This is a genomic window from Armatimonadota bacterium, assembly GCA_023511795.1.
Lineage (GTDB): Bacteria > Armatimonadota > UBA5829 > DTJY01 > DTJY01 > JAIMAU01.
Genome location: JAIMAU010000003.1, coordinates 250,571 through 262,899 on the forward strand (window position 1 = coordinate 250,571; position 12,329 = coordinate 262,899).

Sequence of the window (12,329 nt, forward strand, 5' to 3'; positions counted from 1 at the left end):
TAATTTAACTCGCTTCTATAAATAAAACGCAATGATAGGAGAATGTCCTTAGCAATCTAAAGGACAATCCTTGGTCAACAAATATGAGCACTCCCGTTGGCATCAAACACAACTCGTGGATATGGCAGGTTACAATTCTCAGCATTGTGTTGGGAATGCTACTAGCAGCAGCATTAAAAACTCAGCAACACATCCGCACTGCCTCTGGGATTCCCACTACTCGTTTCCCAGGGTTGGTTCAAGCCCTTCAAGACGAGCGCCAGCGAGGAGAGCAATTGCGCAAAGAAATCGCAAATTATCAAAAGAAATTAGAGGAGTATCAGTCAGCTCTCGGGCAGGGGTCGACTCGCACAGAACTCTTGAACAAAGACTTGCAGAAGGCGAAGTTTCTCGCTGGTCTGACCCCCGTTCAAGGAGATGGAATAGTAGTTATTCTCAAAGACAGCACCAAGGAACCACCGCCGGATGCACCGCCCGATTTAGCACAGGAATATATTATTCACGATCAGGACATTCGCAATTTTGTCAACGAGCTCCTTGCGGCAGGAGCGGAGGCAATAGCCGTAAACGGCCAGCGCCTCATAGCAAAATCAGCAATTCGATGCACAGGAGGAAGCATCAAAGTAAATGATGTAGCCATTGCTCCTCCATACACAATTGTTGCTATTGGGCCACCGGATGCGATGGAGAGTGCTTTAAAAATCAGGGGCGGGATTGTCGACCAGTTTAAAATGCTAGAAGACCTAAGCGATATGGTTCGAATTCAAAAAAAGAAAAACCTGATGGTGCCGGCATACAACGGAAGCACAGAATTCCAATATGCCAAGCCGGTGAGCGTAGAATAGGATGGGCAGAATGGTTTGGCTGCCGATAGTTGGCTTACTAATTGGATTCACAATTATATATTTACCAAATGTTACAGTACCAGCTGGATTTGCAAGCTACCTTTCCCTGGCGACACTTGCCGGATTGGACTCACTTTTTGGCGGTATTCGCGCAGGACTGGAAGAAAAGTTTCGCGCAGACATATTTATTAGCGGTTTCTTAGTAAATACGCTTCTCGCCGTTCTGCTAGCTTATCTTGGCGACCAGATTGGAGTTGATTTATTCCTTGCGGCTGTTGTTGCACTTGGAGGGCGAGTCTTCCTCAACCTGTCGCTTATAAGGCGCTACTGGCTCACCCAGATTGCGCTGACAAAAAAGGAACATTAGGCGGGGATTGCTTTGGACTACAGTTATCTAATAAGCAGTCTAGACATTGGAACCACTAAAATTTGCTGCCTAGTTGCCGAGATAACCACTGGTGCAAGCCTTGAAATACTGGGTGTTGGAATAACTCCATGCACGGGGTTAAGGAAAGGGGTGGTAGTAGATATTGCCTCGACCGTTTCAGCCATTCGCAAGGCAGTCGAGGAAGCACAAAAAATGGCAGGCGAAAGGATAGACTCCGTAGTCGTCGGCATAACTGGCGAACATATCGCCTGCCTAAATAGTCGAAGCGTTGTAGCAATAACACATCCGAGGAGAGAAATTACCGAGGCCGATTTAGAGCGTGCCTTGGAATCGTCCAGAACTATTGTTCTGCCTTCCGACCGTGAAATAATCCATGCAATCCCGCGGTGGTATTCGGTTGACGGACAGCGTGGCATTCGTGCCCCAATTGGAATGCATGGAAATCGGTTAGAAGTAGAAACTCATGTTGTAACAGGGGTATCCACATTCCTCCAAAATGTGCTAAAATGTGTCCACCAAGCTGGGCTGTCGGTTGATGGCACGGTACTTGAGCCCGTAGCAACCGGCGAGTGTGTACTTCTGCCGGCGGAACGCGAGCTTGGCGTTGCCCTGGCAGACATTGGCGGCGGCACAAGTGATGTTGCCGCATATATAGAAGGAGAAATATATTTCTCTGGGATTGTTCCCGTCGGCGGAAACCATGTCACAAAGGACATATCCGTCGGTCTTCGAACAACAATTGAGGAAGCGGAGCGCATCAAACTAAATTATGGATATGCTGCCATCAAATTTGTGGGAAATGATGAAAGCTTCGAATTCACCAGTATAGGCAGCAATAAAGTAAGGCGGCTTCCCCAAAAAGTGCTGGCGGAGATAATCGAACCCAGAGCCGCAGAGATGTGCCAGCTTATTGGGGAGCAGATAGAAAAGGCAGGATGCCGAGAAAAGCTCTCTGCTGGGCTAGTGCTAACTGGCGGAGGAGCACTACTTCGGGGTCTGCCGGAGTTGATGTCCGAGGTACTAGGCTTCCCCGTGAGAGTCGGGGCACCGTCAAACCTTACTGGGCATGCAAGCGCGGTGAGCAGTCCAGCATGTTCGACGGCGGTCGGTCTGCTAGAGTTCTGGCGCAAATACCAGGACAAGCAAATGGATGAAAGGCGCGACGGCACAGTTCTCTTTAACATATTAAAGCGTATCCGCGAGATATTTGCTAGGATTAACCAAGACTAGCTTTCTAAATACAGCAAAGGGGGGCAAAGTATTATGGCAAACGGCAGCAATTCGGACCATTACGCAAAAATCAAAGTGGTCGGCATTGGGGGAGGAGGCACGAACGCAGTCAATCGCATGATTGAGTGCGGCGTTACTGGCGTAGGCTTCCTAGCCATGAACACCGATGCACAGGTCCTTGCAATGTCATCTGCTGACGAACGGTTGCAGATTGGCGAGAACCTTACAAAAGGCCTGGGTTGCGGTGGCGATCCTGAGATTGGACGAAATGCGGCTGAGGAAAGCAAGCAAGACATCAAAAAGGCACTTGAAGGCGCGGACATGGTTTTCATCACCGCAGGCATGGGCGGCGGCACAGGGACCGGCGCTGCTCCGATTGTGGCCCAAATTTCCAAAGAATTGGGTGCTCTCACGGTAGCTGTGGTCACCAAACCATTCAGCTTCGAGGGGCCCCGAAGGGCGCGCACAGCAGAGGAAGGCATAGACAGCCTCAGGGACAAAGTTGATACAATCATCACAATCCCAAATGACCGTCTACTAGCAGTCACCGAAAAGAAAGCCACCCTCATTGAGGCGTTCCGGATGGCAGACGACATCCTCAGGCAGGGTGTTCAGGGAATTTCGGATATCATCACTATTCCCGGCATGATTAATGTAGACTTCGCAGATGTTAAGGCTGTAATGGCAGACGCAGGAACAGCCCTAATGGGCATTGGCTATGCAACGGGCGACAATCGCGCTGTGGAGGCTGCTCAGGCGGCGATATCAAGCCCGCTTCTTGAAAGCAGTATCGAAGGAGCCAGGGGAGTTCTCTTCAACATTACCGGTGGCCCAGATTTGACGCTCTCCGAGGTATATGAAGCAGCTGACGTTATATTCAAGACAAGCGACGAACGCGACGCAAATATCATCTTTGGAACAGTTATTAACGAGCGAATGGAAGGCGCAGTCCAGGTCACAGTTCTAGCAACTGGCTTCGACGGAGCTAGGACCATGGGCACCGAACGCATGACAGCCCGCGAGAGCATTCCAACCCGCGGCGTGGCAGAAGATTTTGATATCCCTGCTTTTCTGCGGCGAAGATAAAAAGACACGCAAAAGGGTAAAAACAAACCAGAGTTAAAATGGGAGAATGGGCAAAAGAAAAGAAGAGCAATGATTCCCATTCTCCCATTCTCTATTAACCCGTTCCCTGAGGTGCCGGCATGTCAAAGCAGCTAGCAGAGACTATTAGGAAGCGCCTTGAAAAGGAAACGGGCACAATCTATAAACCCCATGCTGCAAACATTCGATTCGCCCTCGCTTTCCCAAACACATACTACACCGGCATGTCAAATCTAGGTTTCCAAGTGGTCTACCGTATGCTAAATGAAACAGAGGGCGCGGTCTGTGAGAGAGTTTTCCTCCCCGATGCCGATGATATGGCAGACCTACTTAGAACCAACGAGCCGCTTATAACCATGGAATCCCAAATGCCGGTTCGAAACTTTGATGTGCTAGCTTTTTCAATCTCATATGAGCTTGATTACCTCAATGTGCTTAAAATGCTTTCTCTTTCGAAAATTAGCGAACTTCCAGAGGAACGTGGGCAAGACCAGCCACTTGTAATCGCAGGGGGAGCCGCCGTTACATTCAATCCTGAAACTCTAGCGCCGTTCTTTGATGCCTTTATAATCGGTGAGGCGGAAGAACTCATCAAGGAAATGGTTGAGATACTTCGCCGCCCGAACGATCGTGATGCCGTTTTGGAAGCCCTGGCACAAGTCGAAGGAATCTACATACCGAAGTTCTACCACCCCTCTTATAAAGACGATGGCACGCTCAGCGGCTACAAAGTAACCCACGGCGCACCAGAACGAATTAGGCGGCGCTGGGTAAGGAACCTCAACTTGTATAACCCAGCAAGCGTCATACAAACGCCCGAGACCGAGTTTTCGAATATGATACTCGCCGAGATTGCACGCGGGTGCGGTAGGCAATGCAGATTCTGCGTTGCGGGACACATTTATCGCCCTCCAAGACCCCGAAGCCCAGAATCTGTGCTTTCGGGGATAAAGGCTTCCGAGCGCTCGGCACGACAAACAAGAGTAGGCCTTGTGAGTGCTTCTGTGTTCGACCATCCAAGTTCGCTTTTAATTTGCCAATCGCTTATTGAGCAAAACAGACTTTTTTCGATATCATCCACTCGCTTGGACACCCTCAACCGCGACATTGTAGGAGCCCTTCATGCAGGCGGCCATGAGACTCTAACATTGGCACCGGAGGCGGGAAGTGAGCGGCTTCGCTTAGTGATAAATAAGCCAATAAGCGACGAAGCGATACTTAATGCGGCGGCCATTGCCTGGGACGGAGGCTTTCGAAGCTTGAAGCTCTATTTTATGGTTGGTCTTCCAACTGAGGAAACCAAAGATGTTCATGCAATCATTCACCTCGTTACGAAAATTGCTGAGGCATTTAAATGGCGGCGGCTTATCGTATCTGCTAGCTGCTTTGTTCCTAAACCCTGGACGCCATTCCAATGGTGCTCAATGGAACATGAAAAAGAACTTTCAGAAAAATTAACGACCATCCGAAGGGCGCTTCGAACTGTCAAACATGTGAACGTTTCATGCGAAAGCGCAAGGGAAGCCGTGCTCCAAGGAATCTTCGCTAGAGGCGACCGCAGGCTGAAAGAAATACTACTCTTGATGCATCGTGAGGGTCTCTCATGGCGCAAAGCTTTTGAGAATGCTCAGATTTCCCCCGAATTTTACGCTCACCGGCAGAGGCACAAAGATGAAATTTTCCCTTGGGACCACATCCACATCGGAGTAGCAAAAGCATATCTCTGGGCTGAATACGAGCGAGCAATGATAGCTGCTCCTACGGAAGAATGTTTGGTCGGAATCTGCCGTAGATGCGGCGTCTGCCATACTTAAAGTAGCAATACTTTTAAATAAGTCAAAGTATTTTAAAAGCGAATTTTTAATCTACTAGTTGCTTAAAGAGATTGACAAGAAGGCTAATATATGCTAATTTATAGGATAAGCAGGCCGTCGTTATCCCCCGAAGTTGAGGGATGGCAAAGAAAAAATTGATTAGGGGGAAGTAGATGGACTTCAAAGTAAACCTCGAATACGATGGCGAAATGCCTGTCGTCATTGTAACTGGTGATCTCGACTTTGATACATCCCCGCACCTCGCCAAATGTCTCCAACAACTAATAGAAAGTAATCATACCACATTTTGCGTAGACCTAACTAGCGTCGAATACATGGATTCGGAGGGATTGAAAGCTCTTATTAAAGCTTACCATGAGCTAAAAGGACAAGGGAAAATTCAGGTGAGAGGAACTCATGGCTCAATCCGCCGAATATTTGAAATCTCAGGTCTACACAAACTTTTCGACATCAAATGATTTTAGCATTCGAATACGTGGAACGTCTGCTTTTTCGATATAAATACGCTTTTGAATTGTTGACAGCGCATGAATCTAAACAATTGCCCTTACTAGCGCTTGTGGACAATAGGCGGAGCAGTATAAACATAAGATATCGCGGGGCCACTTTTTTCTGAAAGAGTGGCAATGCGGACGCTCAATCTCCCGTCTTCGTAAGTTGCATAAACAAGGCGGTCGTGGTTTGGAGACCACGTCGGCACTCTTAACCAGGTGCTAAATGCTTTTGAACGGTCGAACGAAACCTGAAAATGGGGACCAAATCCTGTGGACTTTGCAACGCTAGTAGCAAAAATGTTTGCTGGTTCCTTTCCATATATATAACTAATCCACTTACCGGTAGATGACCATACTGGCGACCGATAACTACTTCCCCCTATGGCGACTGGCCTTAACCCCGAACCTGAGATTGATATGGTGTATATTCCGGTACGCCCGCCAGTGCGAAGAAATGCTAAGTGCGTACCATCGGGCGACCATGTTGGGTTCTCTTCGTCGTCAGGTGTGTCAATAACACACCGCGCAGAACCGCCTGCTGAGGAGACGAGATATATGCCAAGGGATTTTCCCTTTCTGCTTGTGAAAGCAATTTTACTACCATCGGGAGACCAAGCTGGCTCAAAATCCATGCTCCCGCTTGTCAGCTTTTGCTCTCTGCCCGAATCAACCCGAATGCGGTATATATCCACGCTACCGCCGGAGTTCGAAGCGAAGGCGATAGATGTTCCATCTGGCGACCAAGAGAAATAATTTGGGCTTGCTATTTTCGGTATGTAGACAGCCCTGCTAGAAATTTTCTTAATGACTCCTGAAATATTTAATAGCCACAAATAGCACTTGCCATCCGGCTGACGTGCTAAAACTGCAATTGGCTGGTCGCTTGCTGGCCATTTCATCGCAAGAATTTCATGGTGAAATCTTATAAAATTACCCCTACATCCATTAGGGTCAAATATATGTATGCCATACGATCCTTCAATTTGGCTGGCTACGGCAATTTTTGCACCGTCACCTGACCAAGCTACTGGTGGGATTGAGACAGCCGCTGTTGCACCCACAGATAAAACCAAGAAAAGCAAAGTTATATAACAGATTCGGAACAAATACTTACCTCCATAATCGGATTAGGCGGTATCATCTAAAACATCACTTAAGGGACCTTACTTTGGGTTGACATAAGAGCATCAGAGTAGCGGCGCTGCCGCAGATAATACCACCAATAGTCAACGTCGCTTGCGCTCCAATTATATTTGCCAGCGCCCCCGCTTGGATATGCCCAAGTGGCAAAAGGCCTTGGAATGCAAATAAGTATGCGCTCACAACGCGCCCCCTAAGATTATCCGGCACAATGCTCTGCACAAGCGTATTTGTCGTTGCAAGGTAAGTTACATTCATAAAACCAAGGCCAACCAAAAAAACCAGCGACAAGGGAAATATCTTTGAATTTGCAAAAAGTATCAGCATAACTGCAAGCGAGACCGACGCTATGGAGAGAATCAAGCCTTTCCTCTGGGAATTGCTAAAAAAAGCAAGATTCAATGCTCCAACAAGTGCTCCTATACCTACTGCCGACATTAGGGTCCCGTAGCCAGTCACGCCAACTTTTAGCACTCGGTCTGCAAATACAGGCATCAACGTCGTATAAGGCATCGAAAACACACTGGGGAAAGCCACCATAATGATAAGAGTCCTAATGGTGCTGTGCTCCCAAACATATCTCATCCCTTGTCGAAACTCAGAGAGCACGTCGGCTCGCTCTGCAGTCTTCGGACTTTTAATTCTTATTAATATTAAGGCCGCAATGACCGCCAAAAAACTAACCGAATTAACGAAAAAACACCGTCCTATCCCGATGTGTTCTACAAGTATCCCTGCAATCGCCGGCCCAATGATACGTGCGCTGTTGAACGCTGCCGACTGCAAAGCAATTGCATTCATTATGTGCTCTTTTGCAACAAGGAAAGGGATGCTCGAATGGCGTGTGGGGATATCGAAAGCGTTTGCACATCCACTTAAAAACGCCAACCCCATTATATGCCAAATTCTAATGCTCCCAATAGTGATGAGCACCCCCAATATGAAAGCCGAAAGTGCCAATATGCTTTGGGTCAGCAGAAGTAACTTTCGGCGGTCAACCCGGTCTGCAATCACCCCCGCGAAAAGCGACAGCGCTGTGAAGGGAATACTATTTAGAAACAGCACTGTGCCAAGCATCAGGGAGGAGTTTGTTAGCTTGAAGACAAGCCATCCCTGAGCAATTGTCTGCACCCAGCTACCAATGGCTGAGATCAGTATTCCTGACCAATACAGCCTATAATTTCGGTGTCTGAGTGCGGCGAACAACTACTAATCTTCCTTACTGTTGTGGGTACTATAACTTCTTACAGGATGCCATATATCCGTGCGTATGTCAAGCAAACCCTAGAAAGTCGCCATCGAACCTCTTCGCAGATGACTTATTTCTATCGCACCTTCGAGTCGGTCATCTCAAACCTTACAGCATCACCGCTTCTCCAATCTACTTCAAACAACCCATCGTGAAGCCTCTTAACCACACTTCCTGATACATCCGATGCTTTCCAACTGCCAGGCAGTGAGATAACGACCGGTTCACATGCTGGTAGACTGGAAATTCGGCGAACTTCTACTGAGGTATGCGTCGCCTTGATGGTAAAGATGAAATCGTGCCAGCGGATACGGTCAATGGTCAGCTCAAGCCAGTCTCGCGGAAGCTTGGGGGCTATTTTAAAACCATCCGCAGTCGGTTTGAAACCAAGGAATCCGTCGAGCATCACTTGCGGAACCATAACACTCTCGAAGAACTCACAATCAAGGCCGAGGCCGCCTGCGGTTCCACCACCCTGCAAAGTGCCCTCGCGAGAACCGTCGTAGTATTTCCGATATCCGCCTGCCGCCTGGACTTCATCGAACCATTTAACGATTTCTTTTAGGCGAGCCCAAGCATCGTCCGCACCGAGAGTGCAAATGCGCGCCATGATGTCATGATAAGAAAATCCAAGTACTGCTCCACCGTCTTGAACCTGACCGCCCCAAGGAATGCTTTCAGGTGAGCTCCATGCCCAGAAATAGTAATCCAGATTTCGCTTTGTAGTCGCCCTAGGCGCAAATCTCCAATGGTAGATATCCAGCCCTTGCGCAGTATCATCCTTTACAGTACGCCTGCCTGACATCCATTCCATAATCGAGCGTGCGTGCTCTGGCGTAGCAAAATCATAGTAAATTGCCTCTAGGTTTAAGAAAGTGAATCCATAATCATGCATCTTCCCATCTGCATCGGGACCAGTAGCAAAACGTCCAGTTTTAGAGTTCCAAAAAATCTTGTTGCCAGTTTCCTTTACTTCCTCTGCATGCTTAATCAGCATTTCGGAATTAAAAGCAAGCGTGCCAAGCGGAATGTTCCATTCCGGATGCTCAGTAATTTCTTTTTCTATTTCTGCCATTGCCAGAAGTGCACCATAGTAATGAATTGTCGCATACGCATCCATTCTACCAAATGGCAGCAAATCCCAATAGTTATTTCCAATTCCCATGCCGGAGAAGATTTCCTTTGACCCATCGGCGTTGCGTTTCAAACCGCTTCGACCATCATGACCAACCCAAGTAGTATAGACAACTTTTTTCTCAAGCGTATGATGTTCTGTCATCATATGCCTCAGCGCCATTCTCATGCGGTTAATATTCCGTCGAAGAAAATTGATGTCACCTGTCCAGTGAAAGTAATTTGAGCAACCAAGTATAAAGTTCTGGCTGTTAACATTGTGCCGCGTATCGTATTGGGTAAAAAAAGCTTGAATAGTAACCAACCCGCCTGGAACAGAGTTTCCAAAGCAGATTCGAAGCTTTGTGACCTCACCACCCCATTTTGGGTGCTTGTAGAGTGGAATCATCGTATAGGTTATCGCTGTCCCCTCAACAGGCTCAAAGTACATTCGGCGGTCGGCAGAAAACCTGGGATTTTCCTTGGTTGCCCATTCGATGAAGGGCTTTGCATCTCCAAGGCCGGTCGCTGACCAGCGAAGTTGGAGGAATGGCGACTGGAAGGTGTCCACCTTAATCGAAGGCGTAGAAGCAGAGGCATTTGGCTCGGTCAGTTCGAGTTTCCAACCGTCTTCGCTAATTCCATTATCCTCAGCACCAGATAATTTCCATCCGCTGGTTGTGCTCAAATCATGCTGACGCCAAGGGGGACCCACGGTGTTCTTGAACGAAAAATGCCACCCTACAGTACCCACGCCCTGATTCCAAAAAGGAAACGGCCAGCCAAGCTGATGAGCTATTGATGCATGCTGATGAGTAGCCACATACCCCTCGGGGTCAATAATCCTTTCGCTAAGAACACGAGCCCAATCCTTACGCATTTTTTCCATCGAACCACTCACAGCAGGCCACAATGCTGGGCTACTGAGCCACTCGTCCCAAAGCGTAGCCTTGGGACCTGAGCCAGGGTAATGCAGCCAGAAAAGCTGACGAATGCTCGCCATCTCCTTTTCATAGCCAGGGACTGAAAACTTTGGAAAATCGTCTGGAATGCTCACGACATCACCTCTGCAGGGAATAATAATGCCTAAGGCAAGCAAAATAACCCAAATTCTTTTCATCCTTTACTCGCTCCAGGTCCAATACAACTGTTCGGTTAGTATTGGTATTCAAAAATAATCATAATCAACCTCTTTATGATTCATACTTTCAATAGCAGGTCAAATCCTTCTATAAAGATTTGGAATTTGCCAGGTATTTTTGCCGTGTCCTGCATGAACGCCAATTGCTAGGCTGGGAAACGCTCACCCACCTTGACAATATCACTCCTGCACCGTATTATTGAAATGCATACGTTTACATTGGCAATCGCGTTTTGGCGAAAAAGGCGGGCAAACCGCCGCAATCTCTGTTCAGCAACAATCATACCGCCAATTCGCATATAGCAGAGGGGTAATTGTATGAGTAAAGATTTGGAAAAGCTAGCAGAACTCGGCATACCGAAGGTTAAACCGCCATTAGATGACATGTTCCGCCCAGCGGTCCTGGCAAACCGGGCATTTCGCGAACTTGTCAAAGAATCTGGCAGAGGCGTCCCTCTCGTAATAGGTTTGGAGAGAGGGGACGGAACCAGGTCGCGATATGAAACGCAGATACTTCCGGCGAGCCATGAGAAAGCAAGCCTCAATTTTCCATACGTTGAGCGCCTGGTAAAGTTCTTTCTATGGCAGAAAGGCGCATGGAAAGTAACCATCGGCGGACCGAGAGAGATTGGCGAATACATTCAAGAAGTGTATTCGCCAAATGGGGAGCGCGCCTTTGATTGGGACTTCATGGGCCCAACTACGTACGAGAAGCCGTTCGAAGTTGAAATTACCGACCCTGAAAAGGTTGCCCCACCACACGAAGTTAGCGCCGCTCTTGGCAGACACTTAGATGGATGCCGCATAGGATTTGATCTCGGCGCAAGCGATCGGAAAGCCGCCGCTGTGATTAATGGCGAGCCTGTTTTCAGCGAGGAAGTTGTATGGGACCCACGCGGACAGAGCGATCCTGAGTACCACTACCGCGAAATCATGGCTGGGCTCAAATCGGCCGCCGCCCATATGCCTCGGGTAGACGCAATAGGCGGAAGCTCTGCTGGGGTTATTATCAATAACCGCCCAATGGTTGCCTCGTTATTCCGTGGCGTCCCGAAGGAGCTGTTTGAGACAAAAGTAAAATCGATATTCAATCGAATGGGCGAAGAATGGGGTGTTCCACTAGTTGTTGTAAACGACGGCGATGTGACCGCACTTGCAGGTGCAATGTCTCTAAATGACAACGCCGTTCTTGGCATTGCAATGGGGTCAAGCGAGGCGGCAGGATACGTCAACCAAGAAGGAAATATCACAGGGTGGCTGAATGAACTTGCTTTTGCGCCGATTGACTATCATCCTGATGCCCCGGTAGACGAATGGTCAGGTGACGCAGGCTGTGGCGTTCAATATCTTTCCCAGCAGGGAGTATTCAGGTTGGCAAGCGCAGCAGGAATCGAACTTAATGAGAATCTGAGTTTAGCAGACAAGCTAAAATCGGTTCAAAACTTGCTTGAGGCAGGCGAAGAACGTGCAAAGCAAATTTGGCACACAATTGGTTGCTATGTAGGATACGCCATCGCCCACTACGCTGACTTTTATGAAATCAGGCACATGCTAGTTCTTGGCCGCGTAACCTCAGGCAGTGGAGGACCAATAATAATCGAGCGTGCGAAGGAAGTCTTACGGACGGAATTTCCTGAGCTCGTGGACCGGATATCGCTTCACCTGCCAGAGGATGAAGCCACACGTCGTGTTGGCCAAGCCGTTGCGGCGGCAAGCCTTCCGGAGATTAAGAAATAATTCAAACCTCGCTCTCTTTCACAAGAATAGGGAGCGACGGATGCGGAGGAAAA

General features: G+C 48.3%; 10 protein-coding genes. 7 read left to right on the top strand and 3 right to left on the bottom strand.

Translation table 11 applies throughout. From position 1 onward, the window contains the following. The first annotated feature begins 83 nt into the window (after nt 1-83). The 6 genes from K6T99_05380 to K6T99_05405 all read left to right on the top strand — a co-directional run bounded on the left by K6T99_05380 (nt 84) and on the right by K6T99_05405 (nt 5,860). Nucleotides 84-845, top strand: a complete 762-nt coding sequence (locus K6T99_05380; GenBank protein ID MCL6519242.1) for a DUF881 domain-containing protein — start codon at nt 84-86, stop codon at nt 843-845. A 10-nt stretch (nt 846-855) separates the two neighbouring features. Further along, nucleotides 856-1,212, top strand: coding sequence for a small basic family protein (locus K6T99_05385; GenBank protein ID MCL6519243.1), 357 nt, complete (start codon nt 856-858; stop codon nt 1,210-1,212). A 12-nt stretch (nt 1,213-1,224) separates the two neighbouring features. After that, nucleotides 1,225-2,463, top strand: a complete 1,239-nt coding sequence (gene ftsA / locus K6T99_05390; GenBank protein MCL6519244.1) for a cell division protein FtsA — start codon at nt 1,225-1,227, stop codon at nt 2,461-2,463. 33 nt (nt 2,464-2,496) lie between these two features. Beyond that, nucleotides 2,497-3,549 (top strand): cell division protein FtsZ, encoded by a 1,053-nt coding sequence (gene ftsZ / locus K6T99_05395; GenBank protein MCL6519245.1) that lies wholly within the window; start codon nt 2,497-2,499, stop codon nt 3,547-3,549. Between the two features lie 119 nt (nt 3,550-3,668). Further along, on the top strand, nt 3,669-5,381 hold the full coding sequence (locus K6T99_05400) for a TIGR03960 family B12-binding radical SAM protein (GenBank protein MCL6519246.1): 1,713 nt from the start codon (nt 3,669-3,671) through the stop codon (nt 5,379-5,381). A 173-nt stretch (nt 5,382-5,554) separates the two neighbouring features. After that, entirely contained in the window at nt 5,555-5,860 is a 306-nt protein-coding gene (locus K6T99_05405) for an STAS domain-containing protein (GenBank protein MCL6519247.1), read from the top strand. A 92-nt stretch (nt 5,861-5,952) separates the two neighbouring features. Here the strand turns inward: K6T99_05405 and K6T99_05410 are convergent, their stop codons facing one another. The 3 genes from K6T99_05410 to K6T99_05420 form a co-directional block, all read right to left on the bottom strand. Further along, on the bottom strand, nt 5,953-7,002 hold the full coding sequence (locus tag K6T99_05410) for a hypothetical protein (GenBank protein MCL6519248.1): 1,050 nt from the start codon (nt 7,000-7,002) through the stop codon (nt 5,953-5,955). A gap of 43 nt (nt 7,003-7,045) precedes the next feature. Further along, nucleotides 7,046-8,242, bottom strand: a complete 1,197-nt coding sequence (locus tag K6T99_05415) for an MFS transporter (GenBank protein MCL6519249.1) — start codon at nt 8,240-8,242, stop codon at nt 7,046-7,048. Between the two features lie 119 nt (nt 8,243-8,361). Beyond that, nucleotides 8,362-10,518, bottom strand: a complete 2,157-nt coding sequence (locus K6T99_05420; protein MCL6519250.1) for a hypothetical protein — start codon at nt 10,516-10,518, stop codon at nt 8,362-8,364. A gap of 339 nt (nt 10,519-10,857) precedes the next feature. On the opposite strand from K6T99_05420, the gene K6T99_05425 reads away from it, so the two are divergent. Next, nucleotides 10,858-12,276 carry an ROK family protein gene (locus tag K6T99_05425; protein MCL6519251.1) on the top strand — a complete coding sequence of 473 codons (1,419 nt, stop codon included), beginning with the start codon at nt 10,858-10,860 and terminating at the stop codon, nt 12,274-12,276. The last annotated feature ends 53 nt before the right edge of the window (nt 12,277-12,329 follow it).